Source organism: Paenibacillus sp. Z3-2 (assembly GCF_054161325.1).
In genome coordinates this window covers 455,444-480,463 of record NZ_CP096397.1, presented here as the reverse complement: position 1 = coordinate 480,463, position 25,020 = coordinate 455,444, and the positions used below count along the sequence as shown (strand labels likewise).

Genomic DNA, 25,020 nt, shown 5'->3' with positions numbered 1-25,020 from the left:
TACACATACATCTGTCAACATATTTATGAAATACATCCTAGTTTCACCTAATCCCAAAACAAGCGTCCTGCATGACCTGGATTCAGGTTTGCGGACGCTTGTTTTGGGATTAGCCGTTATGCACATGTCACAGCTTATTTTCTCGGCACGGCCTGTTGTCAGATTAAACCTGAGAATCAGGTGTTTCCGGCTCTGCACGTTTTGCTTTCGGTTTGGCCAGCTTTTGCATCATTTTGCGGCCTGTTGGTGTCTGAGCCAATCCGCCTTGGGCTGTCTCCCGGTGACGGCTCGGCATCGCACTGCCTACTTCCAGCATGACGTCTATGACTTCGTCTGACGGGATGGCACTACGCACACCGGCCAATGCCATATCGGCCGCAGCCAGTGCTGTGACGGCACCCAGTCCGTTACGGACGATGCACGGAATTTCGACGAGGCCTGCGACTGGATCGCAGATGAGGCCCAGTGTATTTTTTAACGCCAAGCCAACAGCATGAACGACTTGCTCCGGTGTACCTCCACGCAGTTCAACCATGGCACCCGCAGCCATACCAATCGCAGAACCCACTTCCGCCTGACAGCCACCTTCGGCACCGGAAATAAATGAATTGTTCGCAATAACATAACCGATTGCCCCAGCACAGAACAACCCGTTAACCAAGTGTTCGTCCGTCCAGCCAAACCGCTCCTGTGAACTGATAAACACACCAGGAATAATGCCGCAGGAACCGGCTGTTGGTGTTGCCACGATGCGGCCCATGGAAGCATTCACTTCGGATACACACAGGGCATACGCCATCGCAAGTGCAGAAGCATCACCAGAGCAAGTCTCACCTTTGCGAATATACTCGGCCATTTTCTTGCCGTCTCCACCCGTTAACCCGCTCCGTGATGTGGTATCTTCCGTTAATCCCTTGTGTACTGCTTCCTTCATCACTTGATAATAGTCCGACATCTGCTGCACCACGTTCGCTTCAAGCGTATTCGTTTCCTGGACCTGCTCCTCAATCATCAGTTGAGCAATGGTTTTGGATTCCGCGGTACAGATCGTATTCAGTTCGTGCAAATGTTTAAACCGCATCCGAATCAACTCCTCTCTTCAAATCAATGACACGAATGTCCAGTACATGGTCGAGCGAACGCAGACGCTTCAACATATCCGGATTAGGCACGCCGTCCATCTCCATTGCCGTCAGCGCTTCACCATCCCGAGCTTTCCGATCCACCTGCATATAGCCGATGTTAACTCCCGATGAACTGATCGTAGACGTCACTGACGCAAGTACGCCTGCTTTGTCAGCATGCCGCAGAACAAGTGTAGGGAATTCACCACTGATCTGGACACGAAAATCATTCATCGCATGCACCGATACGCTGCCGCCACCAATGGAAGCCCCGATCAAGGAGCAGGTACGTTCTCCATGCCATAACTCAATTTTGACCGTATTCGGATGCGGAGCAGGCAGGCCGCTTGTATAAAACTCAACCTCCATGCCCGCTTCTTCTGCGTATTGCTCTGCATCCGGGATACGCGGATCGTCTGTGACATAGTCCAGCAGACCGCCGATCAGTGCCAGATCCGTGCCGTGACCCTGATACGTATCTGCAAATGAACCGTACAGCGTCAGTCGCGCCCGATCCGGCGTACAACCGAGCCACTGGCGAGCAATTCTCCCTAACCTTGCCGCTCCAGCTGTATGTGAACTTGAAGGCCCCGTCATCGACGGGCCAATAATTGAAAAAACATCTTTAAATCGCACCTTGTAACCCTCCAATTGTATTCGTCATTTCCATCCAGATCCCATTCCACAATGTTTTTTTTACTGAATGATGACATCAAAAAAAGGACAGAAGAAGGCCTCAGGCCCTCTCTCTGTCCTCGATACCTGAGAGTTTCATGACCAGCAGTGTCCAAGGACAAGGTGAATCCCTGCGATTACAGGCAAGGTCACCGGGCTAACTGATCATATACCCCTTGGGTGGCGCAGTTCGCGCACTCTCCAGAGTTGCGTCCAACGATGGTACATTTACCTGAGAGATTAACCACTGCGCCGGGTGCACAGCAGCTTGCTCCTTCGGTGCCTGAACACTAGCCCTTTTGCTCGGCTAACCCAGGTCTCTCCCGCTCGTTATCATCCGCTTATATTCACTTCCTCGTTCAACTCACATCGAACGTATGTCTTCTATTCAATTGGATCATATCTGAATCATATCTGGTACATATACTTACAGATTAATATGCTACACATTATATGTCAATAAAAGTGACGTATAATTATCATCTTTATCACTCATTAGGAATGATTAGGCAGCTTCAATTCATTTATCCAAGCTTGAAGCTTCTCTTTCGTCCATCCTTCGTTTTCACCCATGACGGAGTACCGCAAGCCATTTTCACTCCATGATATGTTCCGAATGCTCTTCATATATGAACCCTCGGTGTTACGAACCTTAATCTTGGCTTCATCCGGCAAAAGTGTATCGTCCACATTTTCTTCCGGCATCTTGAATACCGTCAGGCTGACTTCTACCTTGTCGTCACGTACATAATACAAGGTTACTTCATCTCTGCTCAGCTCACCGCCCAACGTAGACATTTCGATCCGTGATCGTTCGAATTCTCCACTCATGTCCTGTAGGAACGGCTGTTCCAACGCTTTTTCCGCTTCCTCCAGGGTCACTTCGGAATTCTGCATCATATCGTTCAAGTCCTTCACATCGACCTCCTTAGGGATGTCAATTACGAAAGTATCCTTTGTGAATTCAGGGTCATACTGAATCGGATCATAGACCATTTCTGATTTTCCATCCCCATACGCGCTGTTTACTTTGACAATCATCCACGTTTTGGGGTCTACCCAATACTCTGAAGATATGGAGAATGCGCCTTCTTCTTTTGGTGTCAATTCAATATGAATGACGTCCTGTCCATGAAGTTTCTCCTGTCCCATCATATTCACATTATGCGTAGTACGTAACCGCTCTAGTTGATCAACCAATATTTGTTTCTGGGTTTGATTAGGCTGTTGTGACACGGATGATGCATCCATGGAATATGCTGCTCCTGTTTCTTTTTCATAAAGGATGATCTCCTTTCCGTTATTAACTGCGTAACTGACATTGCCATTCTCGGATGTTTCCGTGCGCTTTCGTCCAGTTTCACCATCTACCCATTCCTTAATTTGCATGGTGTTAGTCAGCTTGTCGTCCGCCCATATCTTCATCACACCTTCCGCATAATATGAGGCAGGTTCTGTTTCTGCTGAGACAACCTTCTCGATCATATCGTCTCCTGACATAGCCAGCATATCCTTCTCCGCGCAACCTCCAAGCAGGGCGCCTGCAAGCAAAGCAGTACCCAGCATCATCCATCCTTTTTTCATCATCTTACCCATCCTCTCTGCGTTTACATTCTCCATGTTCAGGCAATCGGCATGCTGCCAGCGTTCCATATCCTTCGTATGACCACATGCGCATATCCCCTCCGTGCTTTATTGCAACCCGTTTGGCTATACTCAATCCCAATCCCGAACCACCTGCATACGTCTTCTCCTCCTGATTCTGGTGTTGAACATAGGGTTCGAAGATACGAATGAGCTGTTCTTCAGGAATAGCAGGACCTTCATTTTGTACTATGATCAATGTTGCCCCCGCCCTGTAGTTATCCAATTCATCTCCAAGCGAGGGAATAATCCATTCTGGGAGCTCCCCATCTGAAGCAATAACCCCTAGTCCCATTACACCGTTCGTCCTTGTGTGGCGTAGTGCATTATTTATCAGATTATCTGTCAGGCGCATCAGTTGTTCGGGATGAACTCGGTACAGTTGATCTGTGCGGACATCCATCTTCACGTCAATCTGCCCACGCTCGGCAAGTCCCTCATAGCTCCCAAGCAGCATATCGAAAAACTCCTCACCTTCCACCTCAACCATGGCCATCTCCGATTCACTGGAACCCAGCGCCGTATACATCTCAAGTTCACTAATCATCTGTTTCATCCGCTCCACATTCCCGAGCAGCACATCCTGATATTCCTGCCTTTCAAGGCGTTCCAGTTGACGATCACCGTTAAGTACTTCCGTATAGGCACTAATGGACATCAACGGTGTTTTCAGATCATGGGATAACGAGGCAATCATGAGCTCTTTTTCTTTTTGCTCCCTTTCCACATCAGCCTGAGTTTGTCTGATCTTGTCTTGCATTGCATCAAACTGTTGGAGCAATGTGCCCATTTCATCATGACGAACAGGTACCACATCCGGAGCAGCCTCTCCCCGTGCAAAAGCATCCATTCGTTCTATGAGATATTTCATCGGCCGAAAGAGCTTTCGGGATAGAAGCCGCAGCACTGTACCGTATAACAGGATAAAGAAAGCAGCAGCGAGACCCAAGACCCAGGTTGTCCGCAAGGATATGCCTTCCAGCCAATCTCCACGCAGCATGACGATTTCGTAAATGCCAACCAACTCACCTTTTTCCCACACGGGTTTTTTCAGTGAGAATGTGCGATGACGAATCTGTAAGTTGTACAAATTACGATACAGCTCCGTACCCCCAACGGTGTAAGCTCCAGCAGACCATGTACTCCCCCCCGATGTATACACCCGAATCCCTGTTGGTAAATACAGATCAAAGTTCACCCGACCATTCTCCAATTCGGAGAGTGCAGCGAAGGCATCAGGTGATTGTAGCCGGTACAGTCCCGGGTCAGATAAAGCCATTTCAATAGGGGCCATTTGTCCGGACAACTCTACATATTCCGTTACGGCACGCTGATCATTGTAATAGTTATACAGGGAGTACAGCGCCCACCCAGCAACGACAGGCAGCAGCATTACAATGAGGAAGGCAAGCATTAACCAGTACTTCAGCTTCATTCCTCAGGCTCTCCCACGAACCGGTAGCCACTGCCCCACACCGTCTGAATCCAGCGTGGATGATGGGGCTCGTCACCAAGCTTAGCCCGAAGGCTCTTCACATGAACTGTGACTGTACTCGAGTTCCCCGCCTCTGGCTGACCCCAGACATGTTCATACAGTTCCGCCTTGGTAAACACCCGGCCCGGATGAGAGGCAAGCAGTATGAGCAAAGCCCATTCCTTGTTGGTTAGTGCCACATGTTTTCCATGAAGCTGTGCGCGCTGATTCAGATAATCGATCGATAACCCATCGTTATACTGCCGATCTGTCGAATCCGGCTCTACGCCCTGATATCTGCGGTACCTATTCAGATGAGATTTAATGCGAGCTGTAAGTTCTGTTAGACTGAAGGGCTTCGTAATATAATCGTCAGCTCCCAACCCAAGCCCCCTGACTTTGCTCTCTTCCTCGATTCGAGCACTCATCATGAGCAGCGGAACATCGCTGATCAGCCTAATGTTTTTGCATACAGTGAACCCATCCATCTCCGGCAGCATCAGATCCAGCAGGACTAATTGATAGGTCCCCTCCCTAAAGTCTTCCCAGCTCTCCAAACCGCTTGATGCCCAAGTTACCCCATAACCCTCATGACGTAGATGATCTCTCAAAATTCGGGCAATCTCCGGATCATCCTCCACCAGCAATATATTCTCGCTGTCTCTCATCGCTGCTTCATCCTCCCATGACTGTATTGTAGCTAAGAAATGTTGGCTCTCCGCAGAGTTTATACTTTCTTCATAAATGTCCATTACGATTGTTATCTAATGCATGCAAAAAGAGCCCCCCGATTGTTCAGGACGCCCAGGTAATATTCACAATCTTAATCCTAAGTTATAGCTCCTCAAAAAGGAAACACCTCATAACTCATAGAAGATGCTCTCGTTCTGTACATAGGGTTTACAATACTTGCTGCACAGCTTCGGCATGCGGTCTTTCATCCACTCGTGTCTCGATTCATTCGCCATCTGAAAGGCATAATAACCCAGTGTGAAGATCAACATGAACCCTTCCATTAACCGGATATCCCGATCCGTTAGCGGTGCACTCTGTTTCGTGTAACCAGATAGAAACTGTTGACGCTCCTCCCGGTTGAACATAAGTGCTGCTCCTCCAGCATCAAAAAGATAGTACCCATACCCGTATAGACAAAAATCAATCATAGATATACCCTGATCTGTTATCAGCAGATTATTGCGGGTAATATCCCCATGAATGACTCCCCATGTCTCCGCATGCTGTGGGTACGTTACTAACTGCTCATTAATGTTCTCGAACGTCTCTCGAAGCAGATCAAAGTCTTCTGTGGTAAAAATCCCAAGTCTGACGCCTTCCTTCAGTTGCTCCAGCATCACATTATTTTCTTGGATGCTTCCATAGGCTGGGCGGACAGCCATCTGAGCTGTCTGCCTTTGCCCGCCGTCGCCTTGATGAACTCCACTCATCCCAGTGCTTTCATCCGTACCCCAAGCCTCTTCAGATGTTTCCTGTACACGACCCCATTGATGAAGCGTCTGCAATTGAGCACCCAGGTCATTGATTTGCTTTGTTGTCAGGCGCTCTCCCTGCTGGATGTCCCTGCCCTCAATCCACTCCAGTACTGTACAACAGATCTCTTCCCCCGCTTCACTTGTCCATACCGTTACCCATTCGCCTGATGCATTTCGTACAGGGTACTGCACACGCAATGCTGTGGTTTCGTTTAATTCGTAGAGCATGTTCATCTCCGCTTCCAGTGCAGGAAGCGTATGTTGCATCCCTGACATACTTGCATATGCGGCTTGATGTATACGCAACAGATACTTCTGCCCGCTCGCTTCATCCACGACATGGTACGTCAGATTCTCGTTGTGACGAATATAGGAAACGACAGGTTTTTCAATCGTGTAGTTCTGTATGATATCAGTTGCCATGTGGTCATAAGACATCTTATCCGTAGTGATTATCAACATCTCCTTCGGAGTTATGTAAACGTTCTCTTCATACTAAATATCGTAGCATAATGTTTATTCCGCATACAGAAAATCTCCCAAAATTATAAATTAAAAAAAGCACAACCCCCGAACAATCGTCCAGGCATTGTGCTTTCTTTTATCTCTATTTATTTCTTTATCTCTATTACTCTATGTTACACTCCATGATCCAATTAACCGAAACGTCCCATAATGTATTCTTGCGTTAGGCGATTGTCCGGGTTCGTGAAAATGTGCTCTGTATCCCCGTGCTCAACCATACTTCCCAGATAGAAATAAGCCGTGTAATCCGAGATACGTGCCGCCTGCTGCATGTTATGGGTAACAATGACAATCCGCAGATCTTTCTTAAGCTCGGTAATCAATTCCTCAACCTTACCCGTGGATACTGGATCAAGGGCAGATGCCGGCTCATCGAGCAGCAGAATCTGTGGTTCAACAGACAAAGCGCGAGCGATACATAGACGCTGCTGTTGTCCGCCGGACAGAGACAGAGCTGACTCATGCAGTCTGTCCTTCACTTCATCCCAGAGCGCAGCACGGCGCAAGCTTTTTTCCACAATTTCATCCAGTGCCTTCTTACTCTTCGTACCGCGGTAGCGGGGGCCAAACGCGATATTGTTGTAGATGGACTTATGAAAAGGATTCGGCTTCTGCCACACCATGCCAATCTTCTGGCGAAGCTTGATTACATCGGTTCCAGGCTCATTCAGATCGTTACCGTCCATCCAGATATGTCCCTCTGTGCGGGAACCGGCAATCTCGTCGTTCATCCGGTTAAGCGACCGGAGGAATGTGGATTTACCGCAACCAGACGGTCCAATAAGAGCCGTTACGCTTGCTTCGGGAAACGTCAGGCTGATCTGCTTGACCGCCTGGAAATGTCCATAATATATGCTTAACTGTTCCGTACCAAAAGGTATGGCCATGTTGGTTCCTCCTTATTTCGAAGCTGTCATGCGGCGGAATACAACCCGGCCGATCCAGCGTGCACTTAGATTGAACGCCAGTACGAGAATGACAAGCACGGCGGATGCCCCTGCTGCCACTTCTTTGGAATCTGGCCCAATGCCTTCACTGTTCACTTTCCAGATATGGACAGCAAGTGTCTCTGCCGGACGGAAAGGATTAAGCGGTGATCTTGGACTCGTCGGATTCCAATCTGTAAAGTCCAATGGTGGACTACTCATACCTGCGGTGAACATCAGCGCGGCTGCTTCACCGAAGATCCGGCCAGAAGCCAGGATCGTACCCGTAATCAAGCTCGGCAATGCTACAGGCAGCAGAATAGAAGTGATAATCTTCCACTTGGACAGTCCAAGCGCCAGACCTGCTTCCTTCTGTTCCTTCGGAACGGCCCGGAAAGCCTGCTCCGTTGTCCGTACCATCAGTGGCAAGTTAAAGATCGCCAGAGCCAAGGCACCCGAGATCAGGGAGAAACCAAGACCAAATGTATTTACAAGCAATAAGAGACCAAACAAACCGATAACGATGGAAGGGAATGATGACAATACTTCAACGACCAGACGAATGAAGCTGGTGATCCTGCCTGGTTTGGCGTATTCCGCCATGTAAATTCCGCCGCCCCATCCGAGTGGAATGGTAACAATCAAGGTCAGAATTAGCAAGAATACGGAGTTAAAGAGCTGTGGACCAATTCCGCCGCCACCCTTAAGCAACTGTGGTGCGCTTGTCAGGAAGTTCCAGCTAATATGTCCAATTCCTCTAAACATGATGAATCCAAGCAGACCGAGCAATAGAATAACAATGAACAGGGCCAATACAACGATAACGGATGTTGCAACTTTATCTACCGTCTTTGCCTTCATTTTCATACCCGGTTCCTCCTTTCAAGCAGGCGAACCAGAATGACGAAGACAAATGTCATCACCAGCAGGACAAGCGCCATACTCCACAGTGCATTGTTATGAACAGAACCCATCGTGGTGTTACCCATGCTGAGTGTAATTACACTTGTTAATGTTGAAGCCGATTCGAGCAAGGATGTTGGAACATGCGGTGCATTACCGATAACCATCTGCACAGCAAGTGCCTCACCAAAAGCACGGGCCATACCCAAAACGACACCTGTCAACAAAGCAGGCAAGGTCGTTGGAATAATGACACGGTAGATGGTTTGCCAACGAGTGGCACCCAGTGCGTACGAGGATTCACGCAATCCTTTTGGCAAAGCGGACAATGCATCTGCCATAATACTTGTCACCGTAGGAAGAATCATTACAGCGAGAACAAGACATCCGGCTGCAATCCCGACGCCTGTCCCACCAAAGATACTGCGCAGTAAGGGTACGATAACACTCAGACCTATAAATCCGTACACAACGGACGGAATTCCAGACAAGAGCTCAATCGCAGGTTGCAATATCTTTTTCCCTTTACCCGGGACAATTTCTGTCATGAAGAGTGCTGCACACAAGCCAAGCGGACTTGCGATCACTGCTGCAAGCAAGGTTGTAATGAAAGAACCTGTAATGAACGGCAATGCCCCGTAGAAAGCAGGTTCTCCAGTTGGATTCCACGTTTTCCCACCAAGAAATTCACTTATGCTTATTCCATTTTGGAAAAATGTTGATAGTCCCTTGGACGCTACAAAATAAACAATGGAAAACATGACAACGATCAGGAAAACGACACAAATCGACGTATAGATCCGTCCCGTCCACTCTTCCCAATAATGTTTCTCTTTTAAGGGCCGGCGCGGTTTCAACTTGTTATTCATTACCGTTCCCCCTTCGGTCTGTTCCATAACAACCATCCTTCTATAGTAGAATTAATGCAAAATATGGGATTATTTCAGAGCAAACCGCGTAAAGAGGCGGGACCTAAGTCCGCCTCTTTCGCCGTATGCGCAAGTTCAAAGATTATTGAATCACATTACCTGCTGCATCGCGTTTTACTTTCATACCTGACATTGGAATGTATCCAAGTTCTGTCACGTCATTTTGTTGAATTTCGTCACTCAAGATGTAGTCCAAGAATGCTTGTGTTGCTGCATCTGGCTTACCTTTCGTATACATGTGCTCGTAAGCCCATACTGGGTAAGTTCCTGCTTCTACGTTCTCAACTGTTGCTTCTACACCTTCGTATTTCAACACTTGCAAGCTGTCATCCAAGTAAGACAAGGCAAGGTAACCAATAGCACCTGGTGTTTCAGCTACCAATTTTCTTACGTTACCAGAAGAATCTTCTTGAATTGAACCTGGGATATCATCCATTTTTGCACCAAGTGCATACTTCTCAAATGTCGCGCGAGTACCTGAACTACCCGGACGGTTTACAATAACGATTGCTTGATCCGCACCACCAACGTCTTTCCAGTTCGTTACTTTACCGGAGAAAATGTCGATCAGTTGTTGCTTCGTCAAATCTTCTACACCTGTATCTTTGTTGCTAACTGGTGCCATAGCTACAACCGCTACTTGATGGTCAACCAGTTCTTTTACTTTGGCTTCGTCCTCCAGCTTCTCTTCTGCAAATACATCAGAGTTACCGATTGTAGCTTGTCCGTCAGATACTTGTGTCAAACCAGTACCACTACCGCCACCTTGAACTTGAACCGTTACGTTCTTATATTCATCAACTGCCATAAATTTCTGTCCAGCTTGTTCTACCAGAGGTAGCAATGCTGTCGATCCGACTGCCAGAATGTTACCGCTAAGCTCAGTAGCAGCTTCTCCCGATCCATTGCTTGCGGCACCCTCTGTACCAGCGTCATTCTTCGATCCGCATGCTGCGAGTACCAGTACGAACGTTAAGGTCATCAAAATAAACGGCAACTTTTTAAACATGTTTTGTTTTCCTCCCCCAATGTAGTGATGGCGTTTTGTGAATTTGTTTGTTCACCATCAACTCTTTACTCATTGTAGTTTCAGTATGTCATCTTAAAATCAGTGTTTTGTAAACGCAATGTTAAAAATGTCGGCAGCATTTTGAAATATTTGGGATTCACTTTGCGCTGAAGTGGCCGCTTCGGGAACGGACGTTGTTTCAATCGCTGTTATCCCCGTATCTATATGATTTACTATTCCCAAGGAATACATCCGGGGATAAAGGCGAACGCTTCGCTTTTCCACAATCGTTCCGTTCCCTTCGCTGTGTCAGCGCTCGTTGGATCTTAGGCATTTCAATCTCCTGCCTGGGGTGTAGGCAAAGAAGGCCAGCCCTATAATAGGCTGACCTGATGTAAATTCTTTAATGGAGAAAGAGACTTGTTTCTTCTATGTTATCTTCACACCTTTGCGGGACAGCACGTGCAGCCACAGCAATGGGCAAGTGATCCAATCGGGATCATTTTGGGACCCAGATCGGAACCAATGAATTGGCATAGATCATTGCACCGCACTATGCGCGGAAGAAAGTTGAACTAAAGAATTTACACTGGACACTCCGATGACAGAACAACCTTCCGATCGCTGTTATCCCCATATTTTTTTGATTCCTTTTATAAAGGGTAAATCCGGGGATAAGGCGATGTATATGCTTCCGAAGTAGCTTTCTTGCAGAAAGCTTTTAGCTCCGCTTCTTCAGGTTCTTTCTATCCTCTCCGTTTCGTGTAAACGTTTAGTTCAATTTATATAGTAGGTTTCGCTATCCCCATATCAGGATTAACGCTACTCTTATCCTTGGGTGTATCCTCCACCATCTTGAACATGCCGAGCAGTCCTTGTAATTGTTCTGCCATGCTATTCAGATGTGCTGAGGATGATGCAATCTCTTCTACCGATGCCAGTTGTTCTTGCGAAGATGCAGACACGGATTCTGTATTCGCAGCCGATTCCTGGGTCACATTGGAAATGTCGCTCATTGCCTTGGCAACGTGGGATGCAGCGCTCTCCAGCTGCTTCGTTGTTTCGGACAAGTCATCCAATGTATGAACAGCATCTTCCACCGCCTCCCGAATCTGGGCAAACGATTGTCCTGATGTATTCACAGCCTCAATGCCTTCTCCCACTCGCGTCTGAGCAGCATTCATGGCGATAAGAGCAGCATCCATGTCCTGACGGATATTGTGTACCAGCTCACCGATCTGCCCTGCCGAGCTACCGGATTCTTCTGCCAGTTTACGCACTTCTCCAGCTACAACAGCAAACCCACGACCCGCATCCCCCGCTCTTGCCGCTTCAATGGAAGCATTCAATGCGAGCAAGTTGGTTTGTTTGGAGATCGATGCGATAACATCAACCATACTGCCAATCTCAACCGAACGGGCATTCAGAGACCGGACTACCGTTCCGAGCTGTTCCACCGTTTCCTGAATACTGTTCATCTGCACAACAGCCTGTCCTGCTGCCTCATTCCCAGAAGAAGCTGCTCCGGACGTATTACGCATATTGGCTGTGATCGATTGCACACGTTCCGACATCACCCGAACATCTTCTGCCATTCGGCTCATCTGTCCAGATCCGTCTCTCACACTGTTCACTTGCTGCTCTGCACCTTCAGCCAGTTCCTGAATGGCTAATGTTGAATGTTCAATCGCTTTGGTGGTTTGTTCTGCACTGGCAGACAATTCTTGAGAAGAAGCTGACACTTGCTCTGTCGTTTCCTGTACACCGAGAATCATCATCCGCAGATTATCAACCATACGCTCGAAATACTTCGCCAGATCACCGACTTCATCTTTGCGTCCTGTTTCCATTTTTACAGTCAGATCACCTTTACTTACAGCTCTGGCTGATTCCTGCAGTCGTTTGATTGGACGCAGCATGGAACGCGTGAACCAGATAATAAAGATGAGCGTAAGGAACGTGGCCGCAAGAATAACTATAAATGTAGCCATGCGAATGTCCTTACTCGCATCGGTTATTTCACTCTTGAGCATCGTGCCAGCAATTTTCCAGCCCGTTGCTTCATTCGTTGAGAAAATCATCATCTTCGGCTGATCGTTGAATACGTATTCGAATTGACCTTCCGGACCTTCATACATTTCATCCAGCAATCCACTCGTTTCCGGCGTACCTGCATCTACTACAGGGGATACGACATAATTTTTGTTCGCATCCATAATCATGACGTAGCCTTCTTTACCCACCTTAATGGATGCCTGCTCTTGCAGATCTGTCAGATCCAGAGACAAACCGACCACACCGGATTGGTCTTTTAATGTTTTGGAGATAAATACAACGGCAACGCCGTCCGTATTAACGGATACAGCTGATACGACGGGTGCACCTGGCTTCTCCATCGCAAGTTTGTACCACTCCCGCTCCCTAGGATCATAATTGGCCTCTTGAGCATTTCCAGTCTTGGCCTTACCCCGCACCATAACTCCCTCTTGGGTTCCTACAAAGATGTTCAGAGCATCCGGATGCAAGCCCAGATATTGCTCCAGTTTCACCTGAACCTCAGGACTATCGTTCTCTCCTTTAATGAGGGCTGAATCAATGGCATCTGCAAAATAGTTAATGTCATGAATCTTGTAATTCACTTGGCTTTCTACAATGGTATTGGCCGTGTTCACACTTTGCTGGGCGCTGTCTACTAATTGTCCTTGTACGCCATCTTCAGCCATCGTTAGTGTGATCAAGCCTATGGCCAGACTTGGCAGGAGCAGAACTGCCAAGAAAGAGATCAATAGTTTGTTCCTTATATTCCATACGAAACCTTTCTTTTTATTCTTCTTTTTATTTTTATTTTGTTTTGGTTTGGCGGGTTTTGCCGCTTTCATTATTTTATTATCCTGAGCTTCACTCATTGCTTTCTCCCCCTCTAAATGTAGAAATGGCCTCTTTCTTTGTATGTATGAATCAATCTACAAGGCTTATCTTATATATCGGCTAATGGAGAGTATTTATTTGAGAGAAAAAGTGCAGGCACACCAAACAAGCCACTTCTGATCAGAAGTGACTTGTACAATGTAAGGTTGCTGTTTTTATTCAATAAAACTAGACAGAGTGTTAGAATACGGGCCATCTGGGGGTTGTGCCGAAGGTTTACCGAAATAGTAGCCTTGTGCAAGCTCAATACCTATAGAACGGCAGAATTCAAACTCTTCCATTCGCTCGATCCCCTCTGCAAGTACTTGACCTCCAAATCGACTCGACATCTCAACAATATGAAGAATCTTCTGTTGTTTGGTCGAATCCTGATCACAACGGTCAATAAGACTTCGATCTATTTTGACAAAATCCGGTTCTAACCGATTCATCAACTCTATTGTCGAATATCCAGCACCCACATCATCCAGTGCAACGGACATTCCATGGGATCGATACACCTCAAAGATATGCTGCAGGATGGACATATGCTGAATCTGCTCTGTTTCCACGACTTCAAACACAAAATCTTTAGGGTCAAGCGAAAGACGTTCAATCGCTTCAAACGTATGTGTCAGACAATATTCGGGGTTATATATGGAGGAAGGCAGGAAATTCACGAAGCGTTTAACACCAGGCGGCAAAAATAGGGCACTGGTCTCTATAGCAGTAATACGCGCAGTTCGATCCAGAAAAGAATGTAACCCGGTCGCTCGCGCAACTTCAAATAATTCATAGGAACTGAAGGATTTTCCATGATCAGACGGACGAAGTAAAAACTCATACCCAATAATTTGCTCCGATGCATCAACGATGGGCTGCATATGACTGCTGAATTCGTGCTCCAAAATAATGGTAACCAGATCGGCATGTTTGAAACGAGATTGCTGCATACATAGACTGATCCAGCTTTCATTGCTGGCCTTTTCGTATAAAGGCATAATCTGAACGGTTAGGGAGTGAGTTAACGTTGGCTCCATTTGCACGATCTCCTCTATCAAGCTCTGAACCGCCTCAAGATTCGAGAAATGCATCCACATCATGTCATCCGACGTTTCGATAGGTCTTCCCGGCGTTTGCAGCGCTTCCAGCAAAGCAGGGGAATTGGGACGCAGGTACAAGGTACCTTGACCCTCTATAGGATAGATTGGACTGCAGCCACTGCAATTCATGTAGGACCCCCTTGCCAATTTATGATTCCATGTCCATTAATGTTTACTTGTATATACCCAAAGTTTGTAAATATTATATCATGGGTCTTGAAATTAATCTCTACTATTTGATGACTTCCTGTATGACGGTTATTGGAACAAATATATTCAAATTTGCAGAAAAAAAGACCGACAGTCTGATGACTGTCGGTCTCTTCCTCACCGCTTATTAATCTTAAGAAGCGGGAATCACGATTTTCTGTCCAACTTTCAAGTTGTGCACATTTGAGATTTGGTTAGCTGTCGCAAGCTTACGCCAGTCCACACCATATTTCAAACCGATGCGGTACAGGTTATCTCCTTTTTTCACTACATATACAACCTTGTTGTTGGTTGCCGGTTTCTCAGGTTGTGGCTTAGGCGTTGGCGTTGGTTTAGGCGTTGGAGCTGGCTCCGTACCAGTTTCAGGTGTTGTCGTTGCTTCACCTGTCAATTTCAAGCCATACTCCGCAAATCCTTCCTTGTTCATACCGATGAACGACATCGCTGGATTCGCTTCAACCAGATCCTTCGCATCCGGTGAAGAAGCAAACACAACTTCAAGATCGTTCAGGGCCGCTGCAGTTACACCAGCAGATGGTTTGATTGGTGCCAGGGACCAGTTGCCGTCCGCTGCTGGATTAATCGTTTTATTTTCACGGATGTAGTCGATGATCACTTGACGGTTCTCATCTGGTGCAGCCAGAACGATTCGTTTGCCGTCCGGGTTAGCCAACTTGGACGAAGAAGCACGGTAGTTATTCGTCGCTACAATGAATTTTTGTGCTGGGTCAACCGGTTTGCCGTTAAAGCTCAGATCCTTAATCCGGCTAGCGGATGCATTAACAATCACAGCTTTGCTATCATATTTGGCTGGTTGGGTTACATCAATCTGATACGTTACGCCATCGATAACATCGAAGTTGTACGTTGGGAAATCATTGTTGATCAGTTGTTGTTGTCCACCTTTGGCCGGGTCGATCTGATTGAATTGGCCTGCAGACCATTCCAGCCATTCTTTCAGTTCTGCGCCGTTAACCATTACAGCATGTACCGTATTTGGATACACGTACAGGTCCGCTACGTTTTTGATCGCAATGGTTCCTGTAGGAATATTCGTGTAATACGAAGCACCTGAACGTCCACCCGCTTTGAATGGAGCACCTGCGGATAATACAGGAATTTTCTCATATTCCGTACCTTGCATATGTTTTTCAACATACCATTTCTGTGCATTCGTTACGATCTGAATGGATGGATCATCCTGAACCAGCGCGAAGAAGCTGTTGATTGGTGCAGTCGTTTCGCCCACCGGACCACGTACATACTCCAATGTACCTTCATGCTCTTCATGAACTGCATCAATGATGTCCTGATCCGCTTCTACCAGTGGCTTTTTGTTGGCTGTGTCATAGATTGGGCGTGCTTCCGTTTTGGAATCAACCACTTTCCATTTGCCATCTACCAACTCCAGATCGAGATCGATAATTCCAAGGTGATCACCCCAGAAACCTGGCTCTACAGCAGGAACGCCATTAATGGTGCCCTTCTCCAGGTCTACCCCTTTTTTGCCGGCAAAATCAGCACTTGGGAACACTTTGTGGGCATGTCCAAACAGAATGGCATTAATGCCTTCAACTTGGCTCAGATACAATACGGAGTTCTCCATCAGATCCGTTTGAGGAATTTCCTCAAATCCGGAGTGAGGAATAGCTACAATAATGTCTGCACCTTTTGCTTTCATCTCAGGAATGAATTTTTTCGCAGTAGCGATAATATCTTTGGCGATTACTTTGCCTTCAAGATTAGCGCTGTCCCACTGCATGATTTGTGGCGGCACGAATCCGATCACACCCACTTTGATCGTATGTTCCTTGCCAGTCTCATCCGTTACTTTTTTGTCCAAAATCTCATATGGTGTGAAATAGTTCTTGTCATTCGTCTCATCATCATCACCATCGTCTACATAGACATTAGCATTAATGTAAGGGAAGTTCGCTCCCTCCAGCGTCATGTCCAGGAAGTCCAGACCATAGTTGAATTCATGGTTACCGATGTTACCTGCATCATAATCGAGCAGATTCATCGCTTTATATACAGGGTGAGTCTCACCCTTTTTCAATGGATCAATCTTCGCAACATAGTCTCCCAGCGGGTTACCCTGAATCAGATCACCATTATCGAACAGCAGGCTGTTCTTGGCTTCGTCACGTGCTTTCTTGATCAGTGTAGCTGTTTTGGCGAGTCCATACTGGTCTGTCTCTTTGTCGGAATAGTAGTCATAGTTAACCAGATTGTCATGAATGTCTGTTGTTTCCATGATCCGCAGTTTAACCTTGGCAGCATCCGCAGCCGATACAGGTACCGGAAATACCGCAAGCACGTTTAATGCAACCAAAGCGGCAGTCAGGCTTGATAATACTTTTTTACTCGTTTTCAAAATAACCCCTCCCGGTTATGTACATTGAATCATGCATCTAATAGGCAAACGAACAGGCGCAGAAAAGAGATAGATTTCATGGGTTGTGCGTACTGACGCTCTGATGACATGCATCGGAATTTCAGGTAAGTTTATCTCACATGAACATCTATTTATGTCTGTGCTTGTCGTTTACATTCCAAATCATAACGCAATGTTCAGCCATTGGAAAGCATTATTTTTTACATTACCCGCACATACCAAGCCGAGTTTACATTATCATGCGTTATTTCGACATTTTTTTCAATATTTTAGTAGGTATACAGTGCTTATTTGTTTCAAAATACGTATATTACATACGCCTTACATTGATATCCATTTCATCATTATTCATCCACACCAAAAACCGTGAAGCCTACATGGCTTTCACGGTTGGATTGAACTCTGCGTGTATTTCCGCATACGGAAGCTAAGTGCAGAGGTTATTTTCATATTCGAATTATTGTTCCCATACGTGGTGCTCGTGGTCTTTCCCTGTGTATTCAATACGAGCTGGTGTGATGTCCAGAATGACATAGTTCGGATCGTTAGGTCCATCGAACCATGCCTTCAGTTCGTCGTTCCATACCTGCTCACGCAAGCTTTCATTCTTCGTCACTTCACAGGTTCCTTCGATCTCAACTACTTCCTTGGAGCCACCAGCCTCATAACCGAGCAGAAGGCTAACATTCGGATTATTCTCCAGCTCTTCGACTTTGTGTGTGCGGCGGTTCGTTGCCAAATGAATGTTCAGTCCATCGTTAAAAAGCGCCATATAACGGGATTTTGGTTTACCGTTCTCCACAGTGGAGAAGCTGCAAAAAGGGTTGTTTTCCAATGCTTTTACAATGTTTTGTTCCAATTCAGTCTGATTCATGGGAAGTGCTCCTTTCGGTTTGAGGGAATGTTGGAAGGACTGTGTAGGCGGCCGTTCCGGGTACGGATCGTTCTTTGAATCGCTGTTGTCTAGCAATGGTCCTGATCTTTGCCTCGTATATATTGGATTAAAGACGCTTTACACTGACACTGCGATGACAGAACAACCTTCCAATCGCTGTTATCCCCAGATTTTTTTGATTCCCTTTCTCAAGGGAAAAATCCGGTGATAAAGGCGAACGCTTCGCTTTTTCAGGTTTCTTCTGTCCTCTCCGTTATCGTGTAAATGTTTAATTCCAAAAGATATATAAGTGAAATCTAGGACACAAGCGAACGCTTCGCTCTCCAGAATCGATTCCATCCCCTCCACTACGTCTACAGTTCTTCCAATCAAGGGTGGTGTATAAATTATTACAACTTCAATACTTGCTAATTAGATTGTTCTATTAGCTTTTTGCAAAATCAAAAGGACCTTCTTCAATTAACAAGATAATCAGAGAGCAAGTCGATTTTAATTATGCAAATGCTTTTGTAATAAGCCTGTACTTATAGTGTACCCACCTCACCTATGGTGAATCCATGAACCGATACGCAAACGTGACAAAATTGGAAAAGCTATTTATAAAAATGTTTACATAAAGGGGTTAGCACGATATTTCTTCTTGGCTGATTTAATTCAGATCTCCAAGATAGATTGAGGAAGAGCCCGATGTAAGTAGCAACTCGCCAATCGTTTTAGGATATAAACGAATCTGGGACAGATCTTCAAGTGCAATCCATTCCACGGCGACTTGGTAGTCGTCAGGATTGGAGCCTTCAAAAATAGTTGCCTCCGGATCCTTCAGGCTGCACGCAAAATAAAATTCAACCTGGTGGATATCTGCATCCCACTCGGCGAATTCATGGTTTTTTCCGATATACTCACGGATATGTAACAGTTCTCCCACGTTCACAGCCTGACCAATCTCCTCCAGACATTCGCGCGCGACCGCATCCTTGAGTTCTTCACCCTTCTCCTGTCCCCCACCTGGGAACACATAAGCGGTACCATATTGGTCTTCCAGCCGGATGACCAGCAATCGTGCATCCTGCACAATGACGGCCTTTGCCGAGTTGCGTATGGGTTTCATTCTGTTCTTCACTCCTTGTCATTCCAAGTTTCACATATCAATTTAACAAAACAATCTGTAAACTGTTGTTCTGCTGAACAGACATATCATCCAGCTGTTTGCGCGGAGAGCTTAATTCCTTCCGATTCCAGTACCCGACGAATCTCTTGCGCAAATGCCAGAGCATTCGCTCCGTCACCGTGGATACAGACAGTCTCTGCCTTAATGGGAATCCGCGTACCATCCGTGGATACAACCACTCCCTCTTTCGCCATCCGAAGCACTTGAGCAATCGCTTGTCCCGAATCTTCAATGAGGGCTCCGGCTTGGCTGCGAGGAGTTAACTTCCCATCCGTCCCATAGGTTCGATCCGCAAACACCTCGCTCACACTGCGCAGACCGATGCGATCCGCAGCGTTAATCAGCTCACTGCCCGCCAGACCATACAGATACAGTTCGGGCTGCACTTGATAGATCGCCTCCGCGATGGCTTCAGCAAGCTTCGCATCTTCTGCGGCCATATTGTACAAGGCACCGTGCGGTTTCACGTGATGCATGTGCCCCCCACTTGCACGGACAAAGGCATCCAGCGCACCGATCTGATATACCACCATATCATATGCTTCCTGCGGCGTAATCTCCATTCGTCTCCTGCCAAACCCTTGAAGATCCGGCAAGCCGGGATGGGCTCCAATCACAACCTGATGCTCCAGCGCTCTCTCCACGGTCAGTCGCATCGTAGCTGGGTCCCCTGCATGAAAACCGCAGGCAATATTAGCTGACGTAATCAAGGGTAGAATGGCCTCATCCGATAGAGTGCGATATATACCATAACTTTCGCCCAGATCACAATTGATATCCAAGGTATTCGAGGTATTCATTGAGTGCCCTCCATTTCTGCCATTCTTCTTCGTATCAGCTTGTCGATGAGCTGCATGTTGCATTCCTCTTCCATGTACAACTGCCGGGCTTGATCATGCGTAATCTGTTTAAAAGAAATTCGGGAGCCTGGCTTGGCCTGAGCCAAAATTGGCATATCTACCCGGGTTACCTGTGCAATCACAGGATAACCTCCAATCGTCTGATGGTCTGCCATCAAGATGATGGGCTGCCCATCCGGCGGCACCTGCACCGTGCCATAGGTAACAGCTTCAGACAACCGATCCAACGGTTGATCCAGCACCAGCCTTGACCCTTGCAATCGATAGCCCATCCGATCCGATTGCGGAGAAATCACATATTTTTCGCCATAGAATTGCTCCAGACTTTCTTGGCTGAACAGCAAACTGTCCTTGCTCTGCATTACGCGAATAACAGATCTGCCATCATAGTCAGGTCTTTCCCACTTAGACAAGAACCACGCAGGCGCCAATATTCGGTGGTCCCGTTCATTCTCCTTTACCTGCTTCTCCATCCGCTCCATCCATACTCGCGCTTCAACAGAAGGTTCCCCCGTAGACAACAGATCCCCCACGTGCAAAGCTCGCCCCTCCACACCGCCAAGACCTGTCTTGAGATCTGTACTTCGACTACCCATGACTTCAGGTACAGCTATTCCACCCGCAATCGCCAGATAACCGCGCAAGCCATGACGACATTGGCCAAACTTTAGTAAACTTCCTGCACGCAGCAGCACAGGACGCCATAACGGTATAGGCAGATGATCCACGGTTGCCGTCAGATCGGCTCCACATAATGAGACAAGCTGGCTCTCCTGGAACCGAAGCTCTGGCCCCCTCATCGTCATCTCAAGTACCGCTGCATGACGGGAATTACCAACAAGCATATTAGCCGCTCTGGCCGCAAAGGTGTCCATGACCCCGACAGGATGAATACCATACCGGCGATAGCCGGTTCTGCCTTCATCCTGAACGGTAGATAACAGACCAGCTCGGATCACTTCAATACTCATCCTTCGCCCTCCTTCCACTTTAGCTCCAGGTACTCCTGCATCGTAATCTGTTCAAATCGAACCCGATCACCTGCTGCCAGCAAACTCGGCACATGCTCATCCGGACGAAACAACCGGAGCGGCGTTCGTCCGATACATTGCCAGCCTCCAGGTGTGTCTACCGGATAGATTCCCGTCTGCTTGCCACCAATACCTACTGTACCAGCCTCAACCCGGAGCCTTGGCGTTGCTCGTCTGGGCGTAGCAATCCGTTCAGATAACCCGCCGAGATAAGGAAAACCCGGTGCGAATCCAATCATGTGTACGAGATAGTCCCCGGCTGTATGTATCGCAATAACTTCCTCTGGGGTCAGTCCATGTTTAATAGCAACATAGTCCAGATCAGGCCCCCAGTCGCCACCGTAACATACGGGAATTGTGACCGTTCTGGGTTTGTCTTGTACGGATTCCTTCATTTGATTCAACTGTTGAAGTAGAATCTGGCATAACTGAGGGTAAGAGGAGATGAACGGATCATAGAACAGCGTGACGGACGTGTATGAAGGTACCCATTCGATCATGGCAGGCAACGTGGACTTTTCCAACAAAGCACATATGGACATCACCCTGCGGTGTACGACTTCAGACAAGTCATCCCCGCAATCGATAATAACGGCTGTTTCACCCAGCGGAGATAGCATCTCCTTCGTCCATGAATACGGCTGTTTGGTCACGTCATCTCCCCCTTTTCCCACATTCACATATCTAATATCCCGTTACTTCTCTCTTTCTAATACCTGCAATATCATAGACCGAACTGCTGGAAACGGCTCAGCTACTTCCGTCCGGATCGCAAAATAGAGTGTCTGCAAAAACAGACGCACATTCAGTCTCATCTGACTGCTTTCCAGAAGTGATCTGTTCTCTGCCTTATCTCCTGGATGAAGGGAATCGATCCACACCGTAATATCCTTTTGCTCCAACAGATTGCGACGAAGAATGGTAATTACAGCATGCGCTATTCGCTGATCCTCATCATGGATGTAAACCACACTGGATTCCGTTATTTTTACAGCGAGTGCATGCAGAAGTTCCAGCAGATCCGTTCGCTCCAGATATGGCGATTGTGCCAGATCTTCAACTGCATCCGCCGCGTGTGCTGGAGCATGCGCCCAACCCTTATCATCGACGTAGCCGCGAACATCTTTTTCACGTTCCAGATATGTAGTCAACCGATGATGAATACCCGCGATATCCTCCTTGTTCAGGAAAGGTCGCTGACGATCTACATTCAGAATTGGAGGCAGTAACAACACGGAGAACGTCCGCGTAAATACACTGTCCGTTCCCTGCTCACCGATTCCATAGAAAAGGTGCTGATCGTCCAGCGCCAACTGTAATATATGCCGAAGTTGGTCTTGCGAAAATACACCCTGCCTAATCCAGGTCGCAAACGTAACATAGATCAATTCATCTCGCAGAACAGGGTCGGGACTGCCAATATGATTCATCATATGCAGCGCCAATTCGTAAGGCTGTTCCACGTAATCAATGGATAGATTAGCCGACTGGATATGTTGTAATTTTTGCTTTAATGTCAGAGCATTCATCTATCGTGACTCCCCAGACGAATCCAAGTGCATGCTGCAATTGTACAATTCGCATTGCCAGACATTCTCTTTCTTGGCGATCCGGGTAATGGATGTGTTGGACAGCTTCACGCTGATATCCAGTTCAGGCACCAGACCTCGCAGTGTATTCCGCAGGACAGCTCCGTGACTGACAACGATCACTCTTCCATCGGGGTGCTGCTGTACAATATCCTCAAGCACCGCACTGCCTCGAACAGTTCCTGCATCCGCAAGCTCCCGTCCGAGATCCAGGGTACTCCAGTCCACTCCCCACTTGGCTATGCGTTCCGCTTCCGTCGTTCCTTCGACCTGTCCTCCGCCCATTTCACGAAGCCTAGGGTCCAGATGTATCTCCTGAATGCCCAGGCGGTCACCGATGATGCGAGCCGTCTCACTTGCACGCTCCAAGTCACTTGCATAGATGGCATCCCAGGATTCCTCGGCCAGTCTCGCAGCAAGTAATACTGCCTGTTCCCTTCCATCCTGATCCAGCGGATTATCCGTCTGTCCCTGAGAACGTTTTTCCTTATTCCACGCTGTGCTTCCATGGCGAATCAATGCGATTTGGGTCATGGTTGTTCCTCACCTTTTTCTATATGAAGTTCATCTTCTGTAAAATGTTTTCGTGCCTTCGGTTTGGCAAATTTGCCACCATTATATTGAGCAGACTCGTTTCTCGGAATCGAGAGACTGTCCCACGCTGTTTCTTTAAGCATTTTCGCGGCAAATACAATCTGTCCTACATGATACGGATAATGTGCCAATTGCCGAATAATAGCTTCCATGACGGTGTGTCCTTCATTGCGAATGTATATGATGTGAGACAATTGTTCCGGGGTAAACGAACGAAGGGCTTCGAGTAGACAATTCCAGCCTTCCTCCCATTTGACGAGCAACTCTTCACGGGTTGAGATATCATTCACGAATTCGGCATCTCGTTCGCGCCACGGTTTCTCTCCATCTGTTGTCAGTACATCTGTCCAACGGGACAGCATATTGCCCCATAAATGTTTTACGATAACAGCAATGCTGTTCGCGTCTTCATTCCAGGATTGAAACAACTGCTCGGGCTCCAGTTGTGCCATGGCTTTTTCTCCGAGCTGCTTGTAATACAAAAATTGTTTCTCGGCTGTCTCCAGAAAAACCTGATTCATATCCATCCGTTAACCACCCTTCGGAAAAGTATGATGACCCCTGATCACGTTCAGACAGATACACGTTACATGTTACTTTATTCCGGGAATGAGAACGTACCGTCTGCATTCGGTTCAAATGGAATGACTTTACGCACCGCATCCAGATTGAGCTCTCCATAGATATGTGGATAGAGTTCATTCAATTCGTAGAGATCCTCATATACCAGTTCCGGCTTTAACGCCTTCTCATCAATACTGAGCAATAACAGATCTGTGCGACCTGCATAATATTGCCCGGCTACCCATGGAATCTGTTCCTTGGTGGAACAATGAATGAATCCGTCCGTCTCCAGGCTATCTGGTGCATACTCACTTCCCTTTGATACTTGCTCCCACAAAGAACGGGAAATAATACTGTAGATCATGGTTCCGCCTCCTTCAATTTCTGCGATGTGCTCTATGCATCATTGGGAGTATTATAGATCATCCCGGATACGGGAGTACACTTTTTGATCTGTAAATACACCTTTGATCTTCAACTGTTTGCGTAGCAAACCTTCGTACGACATGCCCAGCTTCTCCATTACACGTTCGGAGCCCACATTGCCTGCATTGCATTTCCCCTCCAGACGATTGCAGTCCAGTTCCTGAAAGCAATAATCCACGATGGGTTGCATCGCTTCAGCTGCGAGGCCCTTGCCCCAGTGATCACTGGCTATGGCGTACCCCACTTCAGCACTCTGCATGGATTCGTTGAGATGAAAAATACCACCTCTCCCGATCAACGTTCCTGTTTCCTTCAGGACAAAAGCCCAGATATGTACCGTTTTCCGTTCATAATTATCCATTACCCGCTGAATATATTGTATCGAATCCTCCATCGTCTCATGGCAGTTCCACAAGCTTTGCTGACTCACTCGCGGATCAGAGGCGAACGCATAATAATCTTCGAGATCATCCATCGTAAGGCGCCTCAGTCTTAACCGCTGGGTTTCAAATTGGGGCAATTCAGCAAAAAGTTTTTCTATATTCACTCAGAGCACCTCCCTGATTCACTTCAGTT

Annotated in this window: 23 protein-coding genes and 2 riboswitches; all 23 genes read right to left on the bottom strand. The window is 47.1% G+C overall.

Features of this window, described 5'->3' with window-relative positions:
- Nucleotides 1-163: 163 nt before the first annotated feature.
- The 23 genes from sdaAA to M1D71_RS02255 all read right to left on the bottom strand — a co-directional run bounded on the left by sdaAA (nt 164) and on the right by M1D71_RS02255 (nt 24,991).
- Nucleotides 164-1,081: an L-serine ammonia-lyase, iron-sulfur-dependent, subunit alpha gene (gene sdaAA / locus M1D71_RS02365; protein ID WP_458125085.1), complete on the bottom strand. Its 918-nt coding sequence runs from the start codon at nt 1,079-1,081 to the stop codon at nt 164-166.
- The gene (sdaAB, locus tag M1D71_RS02360; RefSeq protein ID WP_458125084.1) at nt 1,071-1,760 is read right to left on the bottom strand and encodes an L-serine ammonia-lyase, iron-sulfur-dependent subunit beta; all 690 of its coding nucleotides are present in this window, start codon (nt 1,758-1,760) and stop codon (nt 1,071-1,073) included. The genes sdaAA and sdaAB overlap by 11 nt, the downstream gene beginning before the upstream one ends.
- Before the next feature lie 111 nt (nt 1,761-1,871).
- Nucleotides 1,872-2,006, bottom strand: a riboswitch (glycine riboswitch).
- A gap of 4 nt (nt 2,007-2,010) precedes the next feature.
- A riboswitch (glycine riboswitch) is annotated at nt 2,011-2,135 on the bottom strand.
- Nucleotides 2,136-2,294: 159 nt separating this feature from the next.
- Nucleotides 2,295-3,386, bottom strand: a complete 1,092-nt coding sequence (locus M1D71_RS02355) for a LolA family protein (RefSeq protein WP_458125083.1) — start codon at nt 3,384-3,386, stop codon at nt 2,295-2,297.
- 1 nt (nt 3,387) lies between these two features.
- A complete protein-coding gene (locus M1D71_RS02350; RefSeq protein WP_458125082.1) occupies nt 3,388-4,878 on the bottom strand; it encodes an ATP-binding protein in 1,491 nt (496 codons plus the stop codon).
- Entirely contained in the window at nt 4,875-5,585 is a 711-nt protein-coding gene (locus M1D71_RS02345; RefSeq protein WP_458125081.1) for a response regulator transcription factor, read from the bottom strand. Before M1D71_RS02345 ends, M1D71_RS02350 begins: the two co-directional genes overlap by 4 nt.
- 192 nt (nt 5,586-5,777) lie before the next feature.
- The gene (locus M1D71_RS02340; RefSeq protein ID WP_458125080.1) at nt 5,778-6,830 is read right to left on the bottom strand and encodes a phosphotransferase enzyme family protein; all 1,053 of its coding nucleotides are present in this window, start codon (nt 6,828-6,830) and stop codon (nt 5,778-5,780) included.
- A 233-nt stretch (nt 6,831-7,063) separates the two neighbouring features.
- Entirely contained in the window at nt 7,064-7,819 is a 756-nt protein-coding gene (gene pstB, locus M1D71_RS02335) for a phosphate ABC transporter ATP-binding protein PstB (protein ID WP_145325655.1), read from the bottom strand.
- Nucleotides 7,820-7,831: 12 nt separating this feature from the next.
- The gene (pstA, locus tag M1D71_RS02330; protein ID WP_458127139.1) at nt 7,832-8,719 is read right to left on the bottom strand and encodes a phosphate ABC transporter permease PstA; all 888 of its coding nucleotides are present in this window, start codon (nt 8,717-8,719) and stop codon (nt 7,832-7,834) included.
- 2 nt (nt 8,720-8,721) lie between these two features.
- Entirely contained in the window at nt 8,722-9,657 is a 936-nt protein-coding gene (gene pstC / locus M1D71_RS02325) for a phosphate ABC transporter permease subunit PstC (protein ID WP_458125079.1), read from the bottom strand.
- Nucleotides 9,658-9,772: 115 nt separating this feature from the next.
- Nucleotides 9,773-10,699, bottom strand: coding sequence for a phosphate ABC transporter substrate-binding protein (locus M1D71_RS02320; protein WP_458125078.1), 927 nt, complete (start codon nt 10,697-10,699; stop codon nt 9,773-9,775).
- Between the two features lie 782 nt (nt 10,700-11,481).
- Complete coding sequence (locus M1D71_RS02315) at nt 11,482-13,605, bottom strand: methyl-accepting chemotaxis protein (protein WP_458125077.1); 2,124 nt, start codon at nt 13,603-13,605, stop codon at nt 11,482-11,484.
- Nucleotides 13,606-13,782: 177 nt separating this feature from the next.
- Nucleotides 13,783-14,838: an EAL domain-containing protein gene (locus M1D71_RS02310; protein ID WP_458125076.1), complete on the bottom strand. Its 1,056-nt coding sequence runs from the start codon at nt 14,836-14,838 to the stop codon at nt 13,783-13,785.
- Between the two features lie 214 nt (nt 14,839-15,052).
- Complete coding sequence (locus tag M1D71_RS02305) at nt 15,053-17,296, bottom strand: bifunctional 2',3'-cyclic-nucleotide 2'-phosphodiesterase/3'-nucleotidase (protein WP_458125075.1); 2,244 nt, start codon at nt 17,294-17,296, stop codon at nt 15,053-15,055.
- A gap of 478 nt (nt 17,297-17,774) precedes the next feature.
- A complete protein-coding gene (locus M1D71_RS02300; RefSeq protein WP_458125074.1) occupies nt 17,775-18,191 on the bottom strand; it encodes a pyridoxamine 5'-phosphate oxidase family protein in 417 nt (138 codons plus the stop codon).
- A 670-nt stretch (nt 18,192-18,861) separates the two neighbouring features.
- The gene (locus M1D71_RS02295; protein WP_458125073.1) at nt 18,862-19,320 is read right to left on the bottom strand and encodes an NUDIX domain-containing protein; all 459 of its coding nucleotides are present in this window, start codon (nt 19,318-19,320) and stop codon (nt 18,862-18,864) included.
- Nucleotides 19,321-19,406: 86 nt separating this feature from the next.
- Entirely contained in the window at nt 19,407-20,180 is a 774-nt protein-coding gene (locus tag M1D71_RS02290) for a LamB/YcsF family protein (RefSeq protein WP_458125072.1), read from the bottom strand.
- Nucleotides 20,177-21,211: a 5-oxoprolinase subunit C family protein gene (locus M1D71_RS02285; protein WP_458125071.1), complete on the bottom strand. Its 1,035-nt coding sequence runs from the start codon at nt 21,209-21,211 to the stop codon at nt 20,177-20,179. Before M1D71_RS02285 ends, M1D71_RS02290 begins: the two co-directional genes overlap by 4 nt.
- On the bottom strand, nt 21,208-21,924 hold the full coding sequence (gene pxpB / locus M1D71_RS02280; protein ID WP_458125070.1) for a 5-oxoprolinase subunit PxpB: 717 nt from the start codon (nt 21,922-21,924) through the stop codon (nt 21,208-21,210). Before pxpB ends, M1D71_RS02285 begins: the two co-directional genes overlap by 4 nt.
- A gap of 42 nt (nt 21,925-21,966) precedes the next feature.
- Entirely contained in the window at nt 21,967-22,800 is an 834-nt protein-coding gene (locus tag M1D71_RS02275; protein WP_458125069.1) for a DUF2785 domain-containing protein, read from the bottom strand.
- Nucleotides 22,801-23,394 carry a histidine phosphatase family protein gene (locus tag M1D71_RS02270; protein ID WP_458125068.1) on the bottom strand — a complete coding sequence of 198 codons (594 nt, stop codon included), beginning with the start codon at nt 23,392-23,394 and terminating at the stop codon, nt 22,801-22,803.
- Nucleotides 23,391-23,981: a DUF1572 family protein gene (locus M1D71_RS02265; RefSeq protein WP_458125067.1), complete on the bottom strand. Its 591-nt coding sequence runs from the start codon at nt 23,979-23,981 to the stop codon at nt 23,391-23,393. The genes M1D71_RS02270 and M1D71_RS02265 overlap by 4 nt, the downstream gene beginning before the upstream one ends.
- 71 nt (nt 23,982-24,052) lie before the next feature.
- Entirely contained in the window at nt 24,053-24,382 is a 330-nt protein-coding gene (locus M1D71_RS02260) for a DUF952 domain-containing protein (protein WP_145325668.1), read from the bottom strand.
- Between the two features lie 51 nt (nt 24,383-24,433).
- Nucleotides 24,434-24,991 (bottom strand): GNAT family N-acetyltransferase, encoded by a 558-nt coding sequence (locus M1D71_RS02255; RefSeq protein ID WP_458125066.1) that lies wholly within the window; start codon nt 24,989-24,991, stop codon nt 24,434-24,436.
- Between the last annotated feature and the right edge of the window lie 29 nt (nt 24,992-25,020).